This window comes from Caballeronia sp. ATUFL_F1_KS39, from assembly GCF_023630985.1.
In the GTDB taxonomy this organism is placed as follows: Bacteria; Pseudomonadota; Gammaproteobacteria; order Burkholderiales; family Burkholderiaceae; genus Caballeronia; species Caballeronia zhejiangensis.
Map to the genome: position 1 here is coordinate 1 of NZ_JALQDZ010000017.1, position 20,484 is coordinate 20,484.

Consider the following 20,484-nt stretch of genomic DNA (forward strand, 5'->3'; position numbering starts at 1 on the left):
GAAAGTATCGGCGCTATCGACGGCGGTGATGTCGCTGATTTGCGCGACATCCAAGTGTGCAGCGATACGCGGCGCGACGTTCTTACCGTACGCGGTCGCCGGAGCCAGAATGTGCGAATAATCCTTCGCGATGTTCAACACCGTAGCTTCGACGTTCTCCGCCAAGCCTTCAGCGAGTTGCGGCGCATCGGCGAGCAGCACTTTCGAAACGCCCGCGATCTTCGCCGCCGCATCCGCCGCGCCCTGCGCGTTCGATCCCGCGATCAGCACATGCACATCGCCACCAATCTTCGATGCCGCCGCAACCGTGTTCAGCGTCGCTGCCTTGATCGACGCATTGTCGTGTTCTGCAATTACGAGAATCGTCATGTTCAGATCACCTTCGCTTCGGTTTTCAGTTTTTCGACCAGCGTCTTCACGTCGGGCACGGTGATGCCCGCGCTGCGCTTCGGCGGCTCGACGACTTTCAGCGTCTTCAGACGCGGCGCGACATCGACGCCGAGATCGGCGGGCTTCACCGTCGTCAGCGGCTTCTTCTTCGCCTTCATGATGTTCGGCAGCGTCACGTAGCGCGGCTCGTTCAGACGCAGATCGGTCGTGACGACTGCGGGCAATTTCAGCGACAGCGTTTCGGCGCCGCCATCGACTTCGCGCGATACCGTGGCTTTGCCATCGGCAACGACGACCTTCGATGCGAACGTCGCTTGCGGCAGACCCGCCAGTGCAGCGAGCATCTGGCCGGTTTGATTCGAGTCGTCGTCGATGGCCTGCTTGCCCAGGATGACGAGCTCAGGCTTCTCTTGATCGACCAATGCCTTCAGGATCTTCGCGACCGCCAGCGGCTGCAACTCATCGGCGGATTCGACCAGAATCGCGCGATCCGCACCGATCGCCAGCGCCGTCCGCAACGTTTCCTGACATTGCGTCACGCCGCACGATACGGCGATCACTTCCGTAGCAACACCCGCTTCCTTCAGACGCACCGCCTCTTCCACGGCGATTTCGTCGAACGGGTTCATCGACATCTTCACGTTGGCGATATCGACACCCGTGTTATCCGATTTCACGCGGACCTTCACGTTGTAGTCGACCACGCGCTTGACTGGCACCAGAATTTTCATGCACACGCTCCAAAGTTACGATTACGTCAACCCAGCGCCATTATACGAGTGGCGCGTAAGATCACCCCTCCAAAAGCGGGTGGGGTCGGCGATCGTGCAATAGGTATGAGCCGAATTTTATCGAACGATCGTTCTATTTATATCCACGAAAACCCGAATCCGACCATGAAAACGATTACCAGGCCGTAATCACCGCGCCGGCGTACTTGCCTTCGATGAACTGCTTCACTTCCGGCGAGTGATACGCCGCGATCAGCTTCGCAACCCACGGCTTGTCCTTGTCGGCCGCGCGAACCGCGATGATGTTCACATACGGACCGCGTGGATCTTCGATTGCGATCGCGTCCGACTTCGGCTTCAGGCCCGCTTCCATCGCGAAGTTCGTATTGATGGCGGCGGCATCGACGTCGTCGAGCGAGCGCGGAATCTGCGCGGCGTCGAGTTCGACGATCTTCAGCTTCTTCGGATTCTCGACGATATCGAGCGGCGTCGCTTTCAGACCCGCATCCGCGCGCAGCTTGATGAGACCTTGCTTCTGCAGCAGCAGCAATGCGCGGCCGCCGTTGGTCGGATCGTTCGGCACCGCGATGCGCGCGCCGTTGGCAAGCGCCGACAGCGACTTCAGCTTCTTCGAGTAGATGCCCATCGGGAACGTCACCGTATCGGCGACCTTGACGAGCTTGTAGCCGCGATCCTTCACTTGCGCGTCGAGATACGGCAGATGCTGATAGCTGTTCGCATCGAGATCGCCGGCGGCGAGCGCGGCGTTCGGCTGCACGTAATCCGAGAACTCGACGACCGTGATCTTCAGCCCGTTTTTCGCGGCGACCTGCTTCACCACGTCCATGATCTGCGCGTGCGGGCCGCCGGTCACGCCCAACTTGATGGCTTCATCGGCGTGCGCGGCACCGTTGAACAGCGTTGCGCTCAACAGCGCGGCGGCGAACTTCAGAATGAATCGACGTTGCATGGTTTCTTGAGTGGTTATTTGTGACTGAGACGACGAACGAGCCAGTCGCCGAACGACTGAACGAGCTGCACGAACACGATGAGAATCACGACGACCGTGATCATCACTTCAGGAAGAAAACGCTGATAACCATAGCGGATGCCGAGATCGCCGAGACCGCCGCCGCCGATCGCGCCCGCCATCGCCGAATAGCCGACGAGCGACACGAACGTGATCGTCAATCCAGCGACGACGCCCGGCAGCGATTCCGGCAACAGCACTTTGAAGACGATCTGCGATGTCGTCGCGCCCATTGCCTGCGCGGCTTCGATGAGTCCGCGATCCACTTCGCGCAGTGCCGTCTCGACGAGCCGCGCGATGAACGGCGCAGCGGCGATCGTCAGCGGCACGACGGCGGCCGCGGTGCCGATCGACGAGCCGACGACGAGCCGCGTGAACGGAATCACCGCGACGAGAAGGATGATGAACGGCGTCGAGCGCACCGCATTCACGATGCCGCCGAGCACGCGATTCACGCCGATGTTCTGCAGCACGCCGTCGCGATCGGTGAGATAGAGCAGCACGCCGAGCGGCAAACCGACCGCCGCGCCGACGAGTCCCGAGATGCCGACCATGATCAGCGTTTCCCAGAACGACTGGACGAACATGTCGAACATTTCACTCAACATGGGACAACTCCTCCACGACGACGCCCTGCGAGCGCAAATATTCGATCGCTTCGGCGATCTTCACCGGCTGACCGCCCGCGAGCACCGCGAGCGAGCCGAACGCCTGCCCCTGAATCTCGTCGATCTGGCCGTGCAGGATGTTGAAATCGAGTTCGTAGCGGCGGATCGTCTCCGAGAGAATCGGCTGATCGACGCCCGAGCCCGTGAACGCGAGCCGCAGCAAATGACCGCTGCCGGTCTTGAGCCGCTCGATCACGCGTGCCTTCAATGCGGGCGGCAACTCGTGCGCGATCACGTCGCCGATCAGTGCGCGCGTGACTTCGTGATGCGGCTGCATGAAGACATCGACGACCTTGCCCTCTTCGACCACGCGCCCGGCGTCGAGCACCGCGACGCGATCGCAGACCTGTTTGATCACTTCCATCTGATGCGTGATGAGCACGATGGTGAGCCCGAGCTCGCGATTGATCTTGCGCAGCAGATCGAGAATCGCGCGCGTGGTTTCGGGATCGAGCGCGGACGTGGCTTCGTCGGAGAGCAGCACTGTCGGCTTGCTCGCGAGCGCCCGCGCAATCCCGACGCGCTGCTTCTGTCCGCCGCTGATCTGCGCGGGATACTTGTCCTTGTGCGTCGTGAGGCCGACGAGATCGAGCAGCGGCAACACGGCCGCTTCGATTTCCGCGCGCTTCTTGCCGGCGAGTTCGAGCGGCAGCGCGACGTTGTCGTACACCGTGCGCGAGCTCAGCAGATTGAAATGCTGAAAGATCATGCCGATGTCGCGGCGCGCGGCGCGCAGATCGTCCTTGCCGAGCGTCGTGAGATCGCGTCCGTCGACGATCACATTGCCTTCGCTCGGCCGCGTCAGCAGATTGATCGTGCGAACCAGCGTGCTCTTGCCCGCGCCGCTGCGCCCGATGATGCCGAACACTTCGCCGGCGGGAATCGTCAGATTGACGTTGTGCAGCGCTTCGACCCAGCCTCGGGGCCCCGCGAAACGCTGCGAAAGATTGCGTATTTCGATCATGAAAATGCAAACGGCGGAAGGCTTGTCGGGTGGAACCCACCCGCGCCGCCGGCCGCCGCTCGTTCTTAGCTGTTTGTATCGTGGCGGGGATTTTACAGGACGCGTTACATTCTGTTTAATAATGATTTCAGATCGGCTAATAACGTGGAGATATTTACCGCGCCATGTCACGCACTATCTATTCGACGAGCGCCGTCACGACGCGACACGGCGTCGAACTGTTTCTGCATCGCTGGCACCCCGCGCCGGGCATCGAACTCAACGCGCGGATCGCGCTCGTCCACGGTCTCGGCGAACACGCGGGCCGTTACGACGCGCTCGCGACCGCGCTGAACGCGGCGGGCATCGAACTGATCGCGATCGATCTGCGCGGACACGGGAAGTCGTCGGGCGAACGGGCGTGGGTTCGCGTCTTCACGGACTATCTGCGCGACACCGATGTCCTGCTCGAAGCGTGCGCGGCCACGCCGCCCGCCGGCACGCCGCTCTTTTTGATGGGCCACAGCATGGGCGGAACGATCGCGGCGCTCTACGCCGCCGAGCGTGCGCAGGCGAACAAGCTGGCCGGTCTGATCCTGTCGAGCCCGGCATTGAAGATCGGACCGGGCACGCCGCGCTGGAAGGCCAAACTGAGCCGCATCGTGGGCGTGGTCGCGCCGCGCGTCGCCGCGTTCAGCATCGATCCGGCGCTGCTGTCGCGCGCGCCGGGCGTCGTCGAAGCGTACAAGCGCGATCCGCTCGTGCATCACGCAGCCGTCTGCGCACGCACTGCCGCGCAGATTCTCGCCGGCATGGAGCGCGTGGCGGAAAAGCGCGGCGACATCAAGCTGCCGCTTCTCGTCTTTCACGGCAGCGCGGACGCGATCTGCGATCCCGCCGGCAGCCGCGAGTTCGAAGCCAACGCGGGATCGACCGACACCACGCTCATCGTCCACGAAGGCAGCGCCCACGAAACGCTCAACGATCTCGACCGCGAGCGCGTGATCCGCGAGCTGATCGACTGGACGCTCGTGCGCGCGGACTACGCGCGCGCTCGCGCCCGCTAGATTTCCGCCAGCACCCGCAGATGCGCAACGACGCTGCGGCCCAGCGCCGACAGGTTATAGCCGCCTTCGAGACAACTCACGATGCGCCCTTGCGCGTGGCGCTTCGCGACGCCGCGAATCTGCTCGGTGATCCACGCGTAATCGTCCTCGACAAGACCCATGTTCGCCATGTCGTCTTCGCGATGCGCATCGAAGCCGGCCGAGACGAAGATCATCTGCGGCTTGAACGCTTCGAGCCGCGGCAGCCACATCATGTCGACGACCTCGCGCACCTGCATGCCCTTAGTGCGCGCGGCGAGCGGCACGTTGACCATGTTCGCCGCGTGATTGTCGGCGCCGGAAAACGGATAGAACGGATGCTGGAAGAAACTGCACATCAGCACGCGCGAATCGCCGCTGAACGCGGCTTCGGTGCCGTTGCCGTGATGCACGTCGAAATCGACGATCGCGACCCGCTGCAGGCCGTGCACTTCCAGCGCATGCCGCGCGGCGATCGCGACGTTGTTGAAGAGGCAGAAGCCCATCGCGCGCGCGGGCTCGGCGTGATGGCCCGGCGGCCGGATGCTGCAAAACGCGTTGTCGTAACGGCCTTCGATGACGGCATCGGTGGCCGCGACCGCCGCGCCCGCCGCGCGCAATGCCGCGCGGTAGGACTGGGGGCACATCGACGTATCGGGGTCGAGTTCGCTTCGGCCCGATTCCGGCGTGCGGCTCTTGATGTAGTCGATGTGCGCCTGCGTATGCACGCGCGCGAGGTCGGCTTCGTCGGCGAGCGGCGCTTCCTCGCGCTCGATGAGCGAATCGATCCGGCTCGCGATCAGCTGGTCTTCGATCGCCTGCAGGCGCGCCGGACACTCGGGATGCCATTGGCCGTTGTCGTGCTGGAGGCAGTCGGGGTGGGAGTAGAAGCCGGTGGCCATGATGTCTCGCAATGCCGCTTGTCGTCGGCTCTCGTCTCGTATTTTTTCGTCATACGCGACCACTTGTCGCGTAATTGACGTTAAGTTACCACACCGTCCGGCACGGCCGCCCTCGCCCGGGCACATGGCCGATATGGGCGCGAAGCGTCGGTTATACTGCCCCGACGCCTTGCCGGCCGAGCGATTGCGCGCGGCATGTTGCAGGCTGTTGCGTTCCGTTGAGAATCGTTGCATCGATTCGACTTCACAGGCGTTTTTGGCCACTCGCGCATCCGGCATCGCCCCAACCGCCCCCAACCACGCACACTATGACTTTCCAGTTTGCTCAGTTCGTCTTCACGGCTTCATCCAGGCCGGCAAAGCGCGCACTCGTTGCTTCCCTCGTCTGCGCGCTCGGCTTTCTCTCCGGGAACAGTGCCTTTGCGCAGTCGCAGCAGCCGCAGGCCGCGACGCCGCAAGGGCAGGTGTTCGAAGAAGAGATCGTGCCGCAGCGCTACGCGAACAATCCGAATGTCGATGCGTTCATCAATGACATGGTCGCGCGCTACGACTTCGATTCGTCCGCGCTGCACGATCTGTTTGCGCGCGTGAGCTATTCGGCGACCGCGGCGAAACTGGTGTTGCCTTCGCCCACGCCGCAGGCCAAGAACTGGCGCGCGTACCAGGGGCGTTTCATCGAGCCGGTTCGCATCAACGCGGGCGTGAAGTTCTGGCGCGCGAATCAGGCGACGCTGCAGCGCGCGTCCGAGCAATTCGGCGTGCCGCCGGAGGTGATCGTCGGAATCATCGGCGTGGAGACGATCTACGGGAAGTACATGGGCAACTTCCGCGCGCTCGACGCGCTGACCACGCTCACCTTCGATTACCCGAACACGCCGAACCGCGTCGAGCGCATGGCGACGTTCCGCAAGAATCTCGAAGACCTGCTCGTGTGGACGCGCGATTCGCAGATCGATCCGACGACCGTCCTCGGTTCATACACGGGCGCGATCGGGATTCCGCAGTTCCTGCCGAGCAGCATCGTGCAATACGCGGTCGATTACGACGGCAACAGCCGCATCGATCTGCGCACGAGCCCGGCAGACGCCATCGGCAGTGTGGCGAACTATCTGAAGCAGAACGGCTGGGAACCGGGCCGGCCGGTCGTGTGGCGCATCGCCGGCGATGTCGGCAGTCAGGGCATCGCGCAGGCCGCCGCCGATGGCGCGCCGGAACCGAAATGGTCGCTCGCGCAACTGACGAAGGCCGGCATGCTGCTCAACGAGCCGGGCTTGAATATCGACGCAGAAGCGCCGACGCCGCTCACCGTCGTCGATTTGCCCACGCCCGGCCGCGCGACCGAATACACGCTCGGGCTGAAGAACTTCTACGTGCTGACGCGTTACAACCGCAGCTTCTTCTACGCGCTCGCGGTGTATCAGCTTGGCGAAGCGGTCAAGGCGCGCATGGTCGCGGGCGACACGGGCGCGAATTCGCAGTGACGTTTGTCCGCTACAGACGTAAAAAACCCCGGCTCGCCGGGGTTCTCTCATTGCGCGATCAGGATGCGCGGCATCACGCCGGGAACACGCCCGTCGAAAGATAACGATCGCCGCGATCGCAGACGATGAACACGATCGTCGCGTTCTCCACCTGGCGCGCGATGCGCAGCGCCACTTCGCACGCGCCGCCCGACGAAATGCCCGCGAAAATGCCTTCGACCGATGCGAGGCGTCGCGCCATCGCTTCGGAGGCCGCCTGACTTACGTTCTCCACGCGATCCACGCGGCTGCGATCGAAAATCTTCGGCAGATAGGCTTCCGGCCACTTGCGGATGCCCGGAATGCGCGAGCCTTCTTCCGGCTGAGCGCCGATGATCTCGATCTTTTCGTTCTGCTCTTTCAGATACTTCGACACGCCCATGATCGTGCCCGTCGTGCCCATCGACGAGACGAAGTGCGTAAGGCGGCCTTCGGTCTGACGCCACAGCTCCGGGCCCGTGCCTTCGTAATGCGCGAGCGGATTGTCCGGGTTCGCGAACTGATCGAGAATGATGCCTTTGCCGTCACGCTGCATCTGATCGGCGAGATCGCGTGCGTATTCCATGCCGCCCGTCACCGGCGTCAGCACGATTTCGGCGCCATACGCGGCCATGCTCTGGCGGCGCTCGATCGACAGATCTTCCGGCATCAGCAGCACCATCTTGTAGCCGCGCATTGCGGCGGCCATCGCGAGCGCGATGCCGGTGTTGCCGCTCGTCGCTTCGATGAGCGTGTCGCCCGGCTTGATGCGGCCGCGCTCTTCAGCTTTCCTGATCATCGACAGCGCCGGCCGGTCCTTCACCGATCCCGCCGGATTGTTGCCTTCGAGCTTGCCCAGCACGACGTTGTTGCGGCTGCGAATTTCATCGTCGACGATGCGGACGAGTTGCACGAGCGGCGTGTTGCCGATCGTGTCTTCGATAGTCATGTAAGCCATATGCGGAGCCGATTCGGATTCCCCGCGGACGACACTGCCTTTCCGCGCGGATTTTGATATAGGGATTCGTCGATTGTAGCCCACCGGTTCCGCCGATGCCGGCGCATCCCTGCTGCACGGATGGAATGCCGCTCGCGCGCGCCGTCCGCGCATGCAAAAAGCCCCGCGAGGAGGCCGTCCGCGGGGAGCCCAAGACATCCGAAGGCTGAAGGAGATCGATGGCGCGCCGCGCACCAGGGCGCGCCTCCGGGCCGTGCTTATTTCTTCACAATGACCGGTTTAGCTGATGCGGACGCCGAAACCGGCGTCGCGACAGCCGAGTTCGCGCCGCCAGGCGGTGCGGCGACGGCCGCGGTCTTCGTCGTTGCGCCGATTGTCAGTCCTTCCGCTTCCAGACGCTGGACGGTCTTGCCGCCCATGCCTTTGACGCGCGTGCCGAGATCGCTCGCGTCCTTGAACGGACCGTGCGCCTGACGTTCATCGAGAATGGCTTTCGCCTTCGCCGGACCGATGCCCTTGATGCCGCGCAGCGCGTCGGAGTTGGCGGTATTGACGTCGACGGCCGCGAACGCGCTACCGATGGAAAAGATGAGCGCGAACGCAGCGATCGACGAGAGTGCTTGCTTGAACATGACTGAGTCTCCGTGAAGAACCGGCCGGCACCAGCGCCAACCGTGAGACCCAGTTTAGAGAGGCTCGAAGCGCGTTTATAGCTGGCCGAATAGCCAACGCACGTAGCGATCGACACCTTCCTGAACCGTAAGAAACGAGGCGTCGTAACCGGCTGCGCGCAGCTTCGACTGGTCCGCCTGCGTGAAGCATTGGTACTTGCCGCGCAGCGCGTCGGGGAACGGCACGTACTCGATCAGACCGCGCTGCACGAGTTCGGCGAGCGAGAGCGCCGCTTCGCCGTTCAACGCGCGCAGCGAGTTCACGACCGTCGACGCGATGTCGTTGAACGGCTGCGCGCGCCCGGTGCCGAGATTGAAAATGCCCGACTTCTCCGGATGATCGAAGAAGAACAGATTCACCTTCACGACGTCTTCGACCGAGATGAAGTCGCGCGTCTGCTCGCCGGCCGCATAGCCGTTGTACTCGCCGAAGAGCTTGACCTTGCCTTCCGAGCGGAACTGATTGAAGTTGTGGAACGCGACCGACGCCATGCGTCCCTTGTGCGTTTCGCGCGGGCCGTACACGTTGAAATAGCGAAAGCCGGCGATCTGGCTTTCCGCCTTCGGCAGCACCTGCCGCACGATCTGATCGAAGAGGAACTTCGAATAACCGTACACGTTGAGCGGCTTCTCGACTTCGCGCTCTTCGACGAAACGGCTCGATCCGCCGTATGTCGCCGCCGACGATGCATACAGGAACTGCGCGCCCTGCGCGAGGCACGCGTCCATCACGTCGCGGCTGTAGCGGAAGTTGTTGTCCATCATGTAGCGGCCGTCGGTTTCCATCGTGTCCGAACAGGCGCCTTCGTGGAACACCGCGCGCACGCGGCCGAAATCGCCGCGCTTGAAGCGCTCGACGAACTCGGTCTTGTCGAGGTAATCGTCGATTTCGCAATCGACGAGATTCTTGAACTTGTCGGCGCGCGTGAGGTTGTCGACCGCGATCACGCGATTCTCGCCACGCTCGTTGAGCGCCTTGACGATATTGCTGCCGATGAAGCCGGCTGCACCGGTAACGATGATGGTCATGGCGTTATTTCAGATAAGGTCAGGCGAAGAGTTCGTTGTAGTCGACGGTCGCCGTACCGAGCTTGCCCACGACGATGCCCGCCGCGCGGTTCGCATAGACCATCGAGTCGACGAGCGGCACACCCGCGCCCAGCATGGTCGCGACCGTTGCGATGACGGTGTCGCCGGCGCCCGAGACATCATACACTTCGCGCGCTTCGGCCGATGTGTGCAGCACCTGGTCCTCGGTGAAGAGCGTCATGCCCTCTTCCGAGCGCGTGAGGAGCAGCGCTGAAAGATCGAGCTCCGCACGCAGTTTCCTCACGCGCTCGTGCAGATCTTCTTCCGATTTCCACTGGCCGATGACTTCGCGCAGCTCCGCGCGATTCGGCGTGATGAGCGTCGCGCCGCGATAACGGTCCCAGTCGTCGCCCTTCGGATCGACGAGCACGGGCTTTCCGGCGCGTTTCGCGTCGGCGATCATCTGCGTGACGTGCGTGAGGCCGCCCTTCGCGTAATCGGACATGAGGATCACGTCGTGCTGCGGCAGGATCTCGGTGAACCGTTCGAGACACGCGCGCAGCACTTCATGATTCGGCGTGTTCTCGAAATCGACGCGCAGCAACTGCTGCTGACGCGACAGCACGCGCAGCTTGATGGTCGTGAGCAGTTCGGGATCGCGCTCGAGATGCGCCGCGACCTTGCTTTCGCCGAGCAGCTCGACGATGCGCTCGCCCGGCTCGTCATGTCCCACTACGCAAAGCAGGCCGGCCTGCGCGCCGAGCGCCGCCGCGTTGCGCGCGACGTTCGCCGCGCCGCCGAGGCGGTCTTCCTTCTTCTGCACGTGCACGACCGGCACGGGCGCTTCGGGCGAGATGCGGTTGACGTCCCCGAACCAGTAGCGGTCGAGCATCACGTCGCCGACCACGAGCACGCGCGCCGCCGAAACGCGCGCAAGCGGGACGACGGGAATATCGGCGTTAGTTGTGGCTGCCGTTGCGGTCGAGTTCGACATGGGGACGTCCTATTGCAAAGTAGTCGATGCCCATTTCGGCCATCGCTTCCGGTTCATACAGATTGCGGCCGTCGAAGATCACCGGCGTCTTCAACGCGCTCTTCAAGTGCCAGAAATCCGGGCTCTTGAATTCTTTCCATTCGGTCACGATGACGAGCGCGTCGGCGTCCGTCAGCGCATCCTGTTGCGTGTTCACGAGATGCAGGCGCTGGAAGTCGTCGGGGCGATCCGCGAGATCGAGCGCGAACACGCGCTCTGCCTCGTCGCGCGCGACGGGATCGTAGCCGCGCACCGTGGCGCCGCGCTGCAGCAGCGCCTCGATGATGCGCCGGCTCGACGCCTCGCGCATGTCGTCGGTATTGGGCTTGAATGCGAGGCCCCACACGGCGAACGTGCGCCCGCGCAGATCCTCGCCCATGCGCTTCACGATCTTGTTGACGAGCACTTCCTTCTGATCGTTATTGACCGCTTCGACCGCCTCGAGCACGCGCAGCGTGTGGCCGTTTTCGCGCGCGGTTTGCGCGAGCGCCTGCACGTCCTTCGGGAAGCACGAGCCGCCATAGCCGCAGCCCGCATACAGGAAGTGATAGCCGATGCGCGGATCCGAGCCCATGCCCCGCCGCACCGATTCGATGTCGGCGCCGACGGTATCCGCGAGATTCGACAGATCGTTCATGAACGAGATGCGCGTCGCGAGCATCGCGTTGGCGGCGTACTTCGTGAACTCGGCCGAACGCACGTCCATGTACAGCGTGCGCTCGTGATTGCGGTTGAACGGCGTGTAGAGGCGCTTCATCTTCTCGCGCGCGAGGTTGCCCGCGCGGTCGTCGTCGATGCCGATCACGATGCGATCCGGGCGCATGAAGTCGTCCACAGCCGCGCCTTCCTTCAGGAACTCCGGATTCGACACGACCGAGAAGCCGTGCTTCTCCGACTCGCCGAGTCCGCGCGCCCGCAACTCTTCCTCGACGACGCGCTTCACTTGCAGCGCCGTGCCGACCGGCACCGTCGATTTATCGACGATCACCTTGAAGCCGTTCGAATACTTGCCGATATTGCGCGCGGCGGCGAGCACGTATTGCAGATCGGCTGAGCCGTCTTCGTCGGGCGGCGTGCCGACCGCGATGAATTGAATGTCGCCGTGCTCGACGCTCGCTTTCACGTCGGTGGAAAACTGGATGCGGCCTGCCGCGCGCGTGCGCCTCAGCATTTCCTGAAGGCCCGGCTCGTGGATCGGCACGCCGCCATTGTTGAGAATTTCGATCTTGCGCGGATCGACGTCCACGCAAAACACGTCATTGCCGATTTCGGCAAGGCACGCGCCGGTTACGAGACCGACGTAACCCGTGCCGACGATGGTCACTTTCATACGCTTTCCGGTTGTTCCTGAAATGCCGGTGGCAGAAGCGGCGCATTCGCGCGCCGCCCGATGTCATGCTCGCCGCGCTGGCTCAGGCCGAGCTCGTGATCGGCTCGACGCGACGCGGCGCGTACGTCTCCCAGCCGCTGCAGCCGGGGCATTGCCAATAGAATAGACGCGCACGGAACCCGCAAGTTTGACACGTATAACGCGGCAGATTCTTAGTGCGCTGTTTCACCAGATTACGCATCAGTTCGAGCTCGCCGCGGCGCGGCTCGTCGGCCGTCGCCTCCTGCGCCTCGAGCAGACGCGTCATGCCCGCGAGATTCGGCGCGCTTTGCATCTGCTTGCGTGCCAGCTCGTGCGCGGCTTCGAGACCGCGCAACTCTTGAACGTGCTTGTAGGCGACATCGAGCAGATCGTTAGACGGATAGCGCGTCGCGTAATCGATCAGCAGATCGACGCCCTCTTCCTTGCGCCCGAGCGCGGCGTACGCCTTCATCAGCTTCTCGGCGACGAGCGGCAGATACGCCTCGTTCTGCTCCTCGACGCGCTTCCAGTGCGCGATCGCGACATCGACGTTGCCGGCGGCCGCTTCGACATCGCCTGCCAGGATGGTCGCGCGCACGTTGTCCGGGTTCGATGCCAGCGCGAGCTTCAGTTCGGCGCGCGCACCATCTGGATTCTTGCGCTGAAGCGCTTCCTGCGCCAGCTCGCAGTGGAAATGCGCGATTTCCATATGCAGCGAGGGCGCGCCCATCTTTTCGATCTGCTCGGCCGTCGCGATCGATTTCGGCCAGTCCTTTTCGATCTCGTAGATGGTCAGCAGCGCGCGCTGCGCGCCGAGCGAATATTCGCCGGCGTTGAGCGACTTGAACGTTTCCTCGGCGCGATCGAGCAGGCCCGCCTTCAGAAAATCTTGTCCGAGTTCGTAGAGCGCGTGATCGCGTTCCGCGACCGGCAAATCGGCGCGACTCAACAGATTCTGATGCACGCGAATCGCGCGATCGGTCTCTCCGCGACGGCGAAACAGATTGCCGAGCGCGAAATGAAGTTCGATCGTTTCGGGATCGAGCTTGGCGACTTCGATGAACGCATCGATCGCCTTGTCGTGTTGCTCGTTGAGCAGAAAGTTGAGGCCGCGAAAATACGAGCGCGGCAGATTCGCATTTTCGGATAACAGCGCTTTCAAGTCATAGCGGGACGCCATCCACCCCAGCGCGAAAGCGACGGGGATGACAAGCAGCCACCAGAAGTCTAGATCCATGCGATTAGTCGTTGAGTGTCAGATGTCTGCGCGAAAGGTCAGATGAGCGGCGGCATCGGCGGTTCTTCCTTCACCACCGGCGTCTCGCGAGCGACGCGCAGCTCGCGCTTCAGACGCCCGTTCTCCATGCGCAGACGCACCCTGGCCGGCACAGCCGACACGAGCCCCGCGAGCAATCCCACCACGAAAAACGCGAGGCCGATCAGAATAAGCGGCGCCTGCCACGCGTAGCCCGCGAGAAAGTTCAGCGTCGCGGGCTGGGTATTGGCGAGCGCCAGCACCAGCAACAGCACGAATACCAGAACGCGGATCAGCCAGACGATGAATTTCATGTAGGGTCTCGCAAGAGCGGTTGCACCAGACGGCCCTTCCGTTTCGGCCGGGCCTGCGCGGTTGAACACCCAGGTCAAAGTGACCGGTATTGTAATTGATGCTCCCGAGCGCCGGCAGTCGCCCGCTCGACGCATGAATTTTTAGCAAACAACGCACCCGTCGCGCTGGATCGCTGCTATCGAAACGCCGCGCATAAAAAAAGCACCCCGAAGGGTGCTTTTCTGGTCGATTGCCTCGCAGGCCGACGCCGCGAACCGAAAATCCTGAAGGATCATCAGTCAGGATGCGTGCCGATCAGAGATCGTCGGCATCGTCGTCATTCGAAGCTTTCAGCGGCTCGCCCGCGCGGCCGTCGACGCGTTCGCGCAACTCCTTGCCCGGCTTGAAGTGCGGCACGAATTTCTCCGGCACCAGCACCTTTTCACCCGACTTGGGATTGCGCCCGACGCGCGACGGACGACGATTGAGCCCGAAGCTGCCGAAGCCGCGAATCTCGATGCGATGACCGTTGGCCAGAGCCTCCGACATCGCATCCAGCATCGTCTTCACCGCGAAATCCGCATCCTTGAGGACAAGTTGCGGAAATCGCGACGCCAACTGGGCGACCAATTCCGATTTGGTCATTCTGCAGCTGTGCCGTTAAGGGCTTAGCTGTTCTGGCCGTCGAGCTTGGCCTTGAGCAGCGCGCCGAGGTTGGTCGTGCCGGTCGCGGCGGCGTTCGAGTCGCCCTGCAGGCTGCGCATGGCTTCCTGCTGTTCGGCCGAATCCTTCGCCTTGATCGACAGGTTGATGCCACGCGACTTGCGATCGATGTTGATGATCATCGCGTTGACCTTCTCGCCTTCCTTCAGCACGTTGCGCGCATCTTCCACGCGGTCTTGCGCGATTTCCGAAGCACGCAGGTAGCCTTCGACTTCGCCGGACAGCGTGATGACCGCACCCTTCGGATCGACCGACTTCACAACGCCGTCGACGATAGCGCCCTTGTCGTTGATCGCCACGAAGTTGCTGAACGGATCGCCTTCGAGCTGCTTGATGCCGAGCGAGATGCGTTCCTTGTCGACGTCGATGCCCAGAACCACGGCTTCGACTTCGTCGCCCTTCTTGTACTTGCGAACGGCTTCTTCGCCGGTTTCCGACCACGACAGATCCGACAGGTGAACCAGGCCGTCGATGCCGCCAGGCAGACCGATGAACACGCCGAAGTCGGTGATCGACTTGATGGCGCCGCTGATCTTGTCGCCCTTCTTGAAGTTGCGGCTGAAGTCATCCCACGGATTCGGCTTGCACTGCTTCATGCCGAGGGAGATACGGCGGCGGTCTTCGTCGATTTCGAGAACCATGACTTCGACTTCGTCGCCCAGTTGAACAACCTTCGACGGCGCAACGTTCTTGTTGGTCCAGTCCATTTCCGACACGTGGACGAGGCCTTCGATGCCCGATTCCACTTCGACGAATGCGCCGTAGTCGGTGATGTTCGTGACCTTGCCGAACAGGCGCGTGCCCGACGGGTAACGGCGCGAGATGCCTTCCCACGGATCGTCGCCAAGTTGCTTGATGCCGAGCGAAACGCGGTTCTTCTCTTGGTCGAACTTGAGGATCTTGGCGGTGACTTCCTGGCCAACCGACAGGACTTCCGACGGGTGACGCACGCGGCGCCATGCGATGTCGGTGATGTGCAGCAGGCCGTCGATGCCGCCGAGGTCCACGAACGCGCCGTAGTCGGTGATGTTCTTGACCACGCCTTCGACGATCGCGCCTTCCTTCAGCGTCTCGAGCAGCTTCGCGCGCTCTTCGCCCTGCGTCGCTTCGATGACCGCGCGGCGCGACAGCACCACGTTGTTACGCTTGCGATCGAGCTTGATGACGCGGAATTCGAGCGTCTTGCCTTCGTACGGCGTCGTGTCCTTGACCGGACGCGTGTCGACGAGCGAACCCGGCAGGAACGCGCGGATGCCGTTGACCATCACGGTCATGCCGCCCTTGACCTTGCCGGTGATCGTGCCGGTCACGAGTTCGTTGTTGTCCAGCGCCTTTTCCAGCGACAGCCACGAAGCGAGGCGCTTCGCCTTGTCGCGCGACAGGATGGTGTCGCCATAGCCGTTTTCCAGCGCGTCGATCGCGACGGAAACGAAGTCGCCCGCCTGCACTTCCACTTCACCCGCGTCGTTCAGGAATTCTTCGAGCGGAATATAGGCTTCGGACTTGAGACCAGCGTTGACGACCACGAAGTTGTGGTCGACACGCACGACTTCGGCGGAGATCACTTCGCCGGCGCGCATGTCCTGCTTGGTCAGCGACTCTTCGAACAGAGCCGCAAAGGATTCGGTATTCGGGGTGGAGGTTTGCAGGTCGGACATAAAAATCGATATTTGCACGGCCTTTGCGCGGTGATTCGGAATGAACCGGCGGGTTTTACCCAGATGCGCAACGCCATACGGGGTTAAATGGTTTAACACACGCCCTGCCTCCCGGCAGAGCACCTTACTTCTACTGCACTACACGAATCTCGCTGAACCAGCCGATGATCTGCTCGACCGCTTGATCGATCGACAAACCGGAGGTGTCCAGCGTCTTCGCATCCGCCGCGGGCTTGAGCGGCGCGGCGCTCCGGTTCATGTCCCGGGCATCGCGTGCGCGCAAATCTCGCAGCAAGTCATCCATATTAGCAGAAAAACCTTTTTGCATCAATTGCTTATACCGCCGCGCCGCGCGCGCCTCGACGCTTGCAGTCAGGAACACCTTCAGCGTGGCGTCGGGGAAGATGACCGTGCCCATGTCGCGGCCGTCGGCGACGAGGCCGGGGCGCTTGCGAAAAGCCCGCTGGCGCGCGACGAGCGCCTGGCGCACTTCGGGATGCACGGCGATCGCGGAGGCGCGGTTGCCGACTTCTTCCTGCCGGATTTCGCCCGAGACATCGGCGCCATCGAGCTGCGCGCAACCTTCGCGGAACGTGATATGGAGCGCCTCGACCAGTTTTGCAAGGCCGGGGGCGTCGTCCTTGTCCACTTCGTAGCGAATGCTCGCGAGCGCCGCGAGCCGGTAGAGCGCGCCGCTGTCGAGCAGGTGGAAGCCGAGCGTCGCCGCGACGATCGCCGCGACCGTGCCCTTGCCCGACGCCGTCGGCCCGTCGATGGTAATCACTGGTGTTGGGTCGAAAGGACGGGTCGGTTTCATTGAGTCTGGCCGTTCTGGCCCGTTATTACGGTCATGGAAGTCGAAGTCATCGCGTTTCACGGTACAGCGCTCCCGTTACGCTTTCACGAGCGTCGAGAAGCGGTCGAAGTAGTCCGGAAAGGTTTTAGCCACACATTTCGGATCGTTGATGCGGACCGGCACGCCGCCGAGGCTCACGAGCGAAAAGCACATCGCCATGCGGTGATCGTCGTAGGTGTCGATCGCGGCGTTCGGCGTCAGTTTCGCCGGCGGCGTGACGACGAGATAATCCGCACCCTCTTCCACGGTCGCGCCGACCTTGCGCAACTCGTTCGCCATCGCGGCGATGCGATCCGTTTCCTTCACGCGCCAGCTCGCGATATTGCGCAGCGTCGTCGTGCCGCTGGCGAAGAGCGCGGCCACGGCGATCGTCATCGCGGCGTCGGGAATCAGGTTGAAATCCATGTCGATGGGCGCGAGCCTGCCATCGTCCGATTCGACGCCGCGCACTTCGATCCAGTCCTCGCCCATCATCACGTTCGCGCCCATGCGGTTCAGCGCGTCCGCGAAGCCGACATCGCCCTGAATGCTCGAACGACCGACGCCCTCCACGCGCACCGGTCCATGCCCGATCGCGCCCGCCGCCAGGAAATACGAGGCCGACGACGCATCGCCTTCCACCATGATCGCGCCCGGCGACTTGTAGCTCACGCCGGCGGGAACGGTGAAGCGCGCCCAGCCGTCGCGCTCGACCGTCACGCCGAAGCGCTCCATCAAACGAATCGTGATTTCGATGTACGGCTTCGAAATGAGTTCGCCTTCGATCTCGATCGTAACGGGACCGTTACGGCCTTCCACGACCGGCAGGCTCATCAGGAGCGCGGTGAGAAACTGGCTCGACACGTCGCCGCGCACGCGGATCGGCTTGTCGATGGCGATCTTCGCGGCGTGGATCCTGAGCGGCGGGAAGCCGTCGTTGAGCTCGTAATCGATCGCAGCGCCGATCTGGCGCAGCCCGTCGACGAGATCGCCGATCGGCCGCTCGTGCATGCGCGGCACGCCGTGGACGCGATATTCGCCGCCGTTCACGGCCAGCGCCGCGGTCAGCGGACGCACCGCCGTACCCGCGTTGCCGAGAAACAGCTCCGCCGATTTCGACGGAAACGCGCCGCCCGTCCCGCCGACGATCACGCGCTCGCCGTCCTCGCGCACGGCGACGCCCAGGTTCCGGAGCGCGGCGAGCATCACGCGCGTGTCGTCAGAATCGAGCAGATTCGTGATCGACGTTTCGCCGTGCGCAAGCGCCGCGAGCAGCAGCACGCGGTTCGAAATGCTCTTCGAGCCGGGCAGGCGCACGGTGCCGGACGCGCGGGAGAAAGGTCCGAGATCGAGATGTTCCATGTTGTTTCCTTGTTTCGCGGCTTACTTGGCGGCGATGTCGTTCGAAGGCTTGATGCCGCCGCGTTCCTGCCATTCTTTCCGGGCGACGCGCGAACGCGCGAACGCCGCTTCGAGCGCCGCGCCGTCCGAGGCGTCGATCGCCGCGCGAAAACGCGCGAGCACCGCGGTGTAATCGTCGAGCTCGGCGAGCAGCGCGGCGCGGTTCGCGAGACAGATATCGCGCCACATTTCGGGACTCGACGCCGCGATGCGCGTGAAATCGCGAAAGCCGCCTGCGGCGAACGAGAATTTCAGATCGGCATCGGGCGTGTCGAGAATCTGATCGACGAGCGCGAACGAGAGCACGTGCGGCAAATGACTCACCGACGCGAACACGCGATCGTGCTGCGCCTCGCTCATCTGACGCACGCACGCGCCGCTCGCGCGCCACATCGACGCGATGCGTTCGACGCCATCCGCCGCATTTTCCGGCAGCGGACACAGCACGACATTGCGATCGACGTACAGATCGGGCAATGCCGCATCGACGCCGCTCGACTCGCGCCCGGCGATCGGATGTCCCGGCACGAACTGCGCGACGCGCGCACCGAGCGCGCGCTTCGCCGCCGCGACGACATCGGTTTTCGTGCTGCCGGCGTCGGTGACGATGGTTCGCGCGTCGAGAAACGGCGCGATGCGCACGAGCAGCGGCTCGGTCTGCGCGACGGGCGCGGCGAGCAATACCACGTCGGCGCCTTCGAGCGCCTTGGCGAGCGCGGCGTCGTCGTTGAGCGCGGCGGCTTCGTCGATCACGCCGAGTTCGATGGCGCGCTCGACCGACGCACGCGACCGACCCACGCCGACGACGCGACCTTCGAGCCCCGCGCGCTCACGCAACGCGCGCGCGAGCGATCCGCCGATCAGGCCGACGCCGAAGATAACCAGTTTATTGAAAGAGAACATCGATGCAGCCTGAAGCTGAAAACGAAGCGGCCGCTCAACGCGCCCGCGGATACGAACCGAGAATCTTCAGGAACGCGGACTTGCGCCCGAGTTCGTCGAGCGCGGCCGCAACCGCGGCATCGTCGCGATGGCCTTCGATGTCGATATAAAAGTAGTACTCCCACGCGCCCGAACGCGCGGGACGCGACTCGAAGCGCGTCATCGAAACGCCGTGTTTCGCGAGCGGCTCGAGCAGCTTGAAGACCGCGCCGGATTCGTTCTTCACCGTGACGATGAGCGACGTCTGATCGTGGCCGCTCGAATCCGTCGGCTGCTTGCCGACGATCACGAATCGCGTGCGATTGTGCGGATCGTCCTGAATCATCGAGAACACGACGCCGAGGCCGTAATGCGTCGCGGCGCGATCGCCCGCGATGGCCGCGACCGTCGGATCTTCGACCGCCATGCGCGCGGCTTCCGCGTTGCTCGACACCGCTTGCCGTTCCAAATGCGGCGCGTTCGCGGACAGCCAGCGCTGGCACTGCGCGAGCGCCTGCGGATGCGCGCATACGCGCTTCACGCCGTCGAGCGTGCCGGACGCGGTCAGCAGATTGTGATGGATCGGCAACGCGAGTTCGCCGCCGATCAAGAGCGACGTCTGCAGCAGCAGATCCAGCGTGCGCGACACCGCGCCTTCCGCCGAATTCTCGACCGGCACGACGCCGTACTGCGCCGCGCCCGCCTCGACGGCGCGGAACACTTCGTCGATCGACGGGCACGGCACGCCCTGAATCGAATGCCCGAAGTATTCGAACATCGCCTGTTCGCTATAGGTGCCGACCGGGCCGAGGAACGCAGCGCTGATCGTCTGTTCGAGCGCGCGGCTCGCGGCCATGATCTCGCGCCAGATCGACGCGATGTGCTCGTCGGCGAGCGGCCCGTCGCTCATTTCCTGCAGGCGCGCGATGACCTGCATCTCGCGCTCCGGACGAAACACGGGCGCATTGAAATGCTTCTTCACTTCGCCGACTTCGAGCGCGACGGAAGCGCGCTGATTCAGCAGCGCGATGAGTTGCGCGTCGAGCGCATCGATGCGCTCACGCAGCGGTTTGAGTCTTGTATTGAGATCGTCGTCCATGCGGTGCT

The 20,484-nt window shown here is 63.3% G+C and carries 20 protein-coding genes and 1 pseudogene; 2 read left to right on the plus strand and 19 right to left on the minus strand.

Annotated features, from left to right (window positions below):
* The 5 genes and pseudogenes from NCR93_RS10110 to NCR93_RS10130 all read right to left on the minus strand — a co-directional run.
* Positions 1-369, minus strand: a pseudogene (locus NCR93_RS10110) (electron transfer flavoprotein subunit alpha/FixB family protein); the annotation flags it as partial.
* A 2-nt stretch (positions 370-371) separates the two neighbouring features.
* Positions 372-1,121, minus strand: a complete 750-nt coding sequence (locus NCR93_RS10115; protein WP_034472697.1) for an electron transfer flavoprotein subunit beta/FixA family protein — start codon at positions 1,119-1,121, stop codon at positions 372-374.
* A 175-nt stretch (positions 1,122-1,296) separates the two neighbouring features.
* Positions 1,297-2,091 (minus strand): MetQ/NlpA family ABC transporter substrate-binding protein, encoded by a 795-nt coding sequence (locus tag NCR93_RS10120; RefSeq protein WP_008342356.1) that lies wholly within the window; start codon positions 2,089-2,091, stop codon positions 1,297-1,299.
* A gap of 14 nt (positions 2,092-2,105) precedes the next feature.
* On the minus strand, positions 2,106-2,759 hold the full coding sequence (locus tag NCR93_RS10125) for a methionine ABC transporter permease (protein ID WP_008342358.1): 654 nt from the start codon (positions 2,757-2,759) through the stop codon (positions 2,106-2,108).
* Positions 2,749-3,783: a methionine ABC transporter ATP-binding protein gene (locus NCR93_RS10130; protein ID WP_008342360.1), complete on the minus strand. Its 1,035-nt coding sequence runs from the start codon at positions 3,781-3,783 to the stop codon at positions 2,749-2,751. The genes NCR93_RS10125 and NCR93_RS10130 overlap by 11 nt, the downstream gene beginning before the upstream one ends.
* 164 nt (positions 3,784-3,947) lie before the next feature.
* On the opposite strand from NCR93_RS10130, the gene NCR93_RS10135 reads away from it, so the two are divergent.
* Positions 3,948-4,829, plus strand: a complete 882-nt coding sequence (locus NCR93_RS10135; RefSeq protein WP_034472700.1) for an alpha/beta hydrolase — start codon at positions 3,948-3,950, stop codon at positions 4,827-4,829.
* Here the strand turns inward: NCR93_RS10135 and NCR93_RS10140 are convergent.
* Positions 4,826-5,749: a histone deacetylase family protein gene (locus NCR93_RS10140; RefSeq protein WP_008342364.1), complete on the minus strand. Its 924-nt coding sequence runs from the start codon at positions 5,747-5,749 to the stop codon at positions 4,826-4,828. The genes NCR93_RS10135 and NCR93_RS10140 overlap by 4 nt on opposite strands.
* A 308-nt stretch (positions 5,750-6,057) precedes the next feature.
* Here NCR93_RS10140 and mltB point away from each other — a divergent pair, with 308 nt between their 5' ends.
* Positions 6,058-7,230 carry a lytic murein transglycosylase B gene (gene mltB, locus NCR93_RS10145; protein ID WP_175980382.1) on the plus strand — a complete coding sequence of 391 codons (1,173 nt, stop codon included), beginning with the start codon at positions 6,058-6,060 and terminating at the stop codon, positions 7,228-7,230.
* A gap of 73 nt (positions 7,231-7,303) precedes the next feature.
* On the opposite strand, the gene cysM is transcribed toward mltB, so the two are convergent.
* The 13 genes from cysM to pheA all read right to left on the minus strand — a co-directional run bounded on the left by cysM (position 7,304) and on the right by pheA (position 20,476).
* A complete protein-coding gene (cysM, locus tag NCR93_RS10150) occupies positions 7,304-8,206 on the minus strand; it encodes a cysteine synthase CysM (protein WP_034472705.1) in 903 nt (300 codons plus the stop codon).
* A 257-nt stretch (positions 8,207-8,463) separates the two neighbouring features.
* A complete protein-coding gene (locus tag NCR93_RS10155) occupies positions 8,464-8,838 on the minus strand; it encodes a ComEA family DNA-binding protein (RefSeq protein ID WP_008342369.1) in 375 nt (124 codons plus the stop codon).
* Positions 8,839-8,913: 75 nt separating this feature from the next.
* Positions 8,914-9,906 carry an ADP-glyceromanno-heptose 6-epimerase gene (rfaD, locus tag NCR93_RS10160; RefSeq protein WP_008342370.1) on the minus strand — a complete coding sequence of 331 codons (993 nt, stop codon included), beginning with the start codon at positions 9,904-9,906 and terminating at the stop codon, positions 8,914-8,916.
* 19 nt (positions 9,907-9,925) lie between these two features.
* Complete coding sequence (gene rfaE1, locus NCR93_RS10165) at positions 9,926-10,900, minus strand: D-glycero-beta-D-manno-heptose-7-phosphate kinase (RefSeq protein WP_175980383.1); 975 nt, start codon at positions 10,898-10,900, stop codon at positions 9,926-9,928.
* Positions 10,866-12,269, minus strand: a complete 1,404-nt coding sequence (locus tag NCR93_RS10170) for a UDP-glucose dehydrogenase family protein (protein ID WP_034472707.1) — start codon at positions 12,267-12,269, stop codon at positions 10,866-10,868. Before NCR93_RS10170 ends, rfaE1 begins: the two co-directional genes overlap by 35 nt.
* 82 nt (positions 12,270-12,351) lie before the next feature.
* Positions 12,352-13,527, minus strand: coding sequence for a lipopolysaccharide assembly protein LapB (gene lapB / locus NCR93_RS10175; protein WP_008342373.1), 1,176 nt, complete (start codon positions 13,525-13,527; stop codon positions 12,352-12,354).
* A 38-nt stretch (positions 13,528-13,565) separates the two neighbouring features.
* Positions 13,566-13,859: a LapA family protein gene (locus tag NCR93_RS10180; RefSeq protein ID WP_008342374.1), complete on the minus strand. Its 294-nt coding sequence runs from the start codon at positions 13,857-13,859 to the stop codon at positions 13,566-13,568.
* A 295-nt stretch (positions 13,860-14,154) separates the two neighbouring features.
* A complete protein-coding gene (locus NCR93_RS10185) occupies positions 14,155-14,484 on the minus strand; it encodes an integration host factor subunit beta (protein WP_008342376.1) in 330 nt (109 codons plus the stop codon).
* A gap of 23 nt (positions 14,485-14,507) precedes the next feature.
* Positions 14,508-16,238 carry a 30S ribosomal protein S1 gene (gene rpsA, locus NCR93_RS10190; RefSeq protein ID WP_174447740.1) on the minus strand — a complete coding sequence of 577 codons (1,731 nt, stop codon included), beginning with the start codon at positions 16,236-16,238 and terminating at the stop codon, positions 14,508-14,510.
* Between the two features lie 112 nt (positions 16,239-16,350).
* The gene (cmk, locus tag NCR93_RS10195) at positions 16,351-17,037 is read right to left on the minus strand and encodes a (d)CMP kinase (RefSeq protein ID WP_008342380.1); all 687 of its coding nucleotides are present in this window, start codon (positions 17,035-17,037) and stop codon (positions 16,351-16,353) included.
* Between the two features lie 75 nt (positions 17,038-17,112).
* The gene (gene aroA / locus NCR93_RS10200; protein ID WP_008342383.1) at positions 17,113-18,417 is read right to left on the minus strand and encodes a 3-phosphoshikimate 1-carboxyvinyltransferase; all 1,305 of its coding nucleotides are present in this window, start codon (positions 18,415-18,417) and stop codon (positions 17,113-17,115) included.
* A gap of 21 nt (positions 18,418-18,438) precedes the next feature.
* A complete protein-coding gene (locus NCR93_RS10205; RefSeq protein WP_239295203.1) occupies positions 18,439-19,359 on the minus strand; it encodes a prephenate dehydrogenase in 921 nt (306 codons plus the stop codon).
* 34 nt (positions 19,360-19,393) lie between these two features.
* Complete coding sequence (gene pheA, locus NCR93_RS10210; protein WP_034472713.1) at positions 19,394-20,476, minus strand: prephenate dehydratase; 1,083 nt, start codon at positions 20,474-20,476, stop codon at positions 19,394-19,396.
* Positions 20,477-20,484 lie beyond the last annotated feature (8 nt).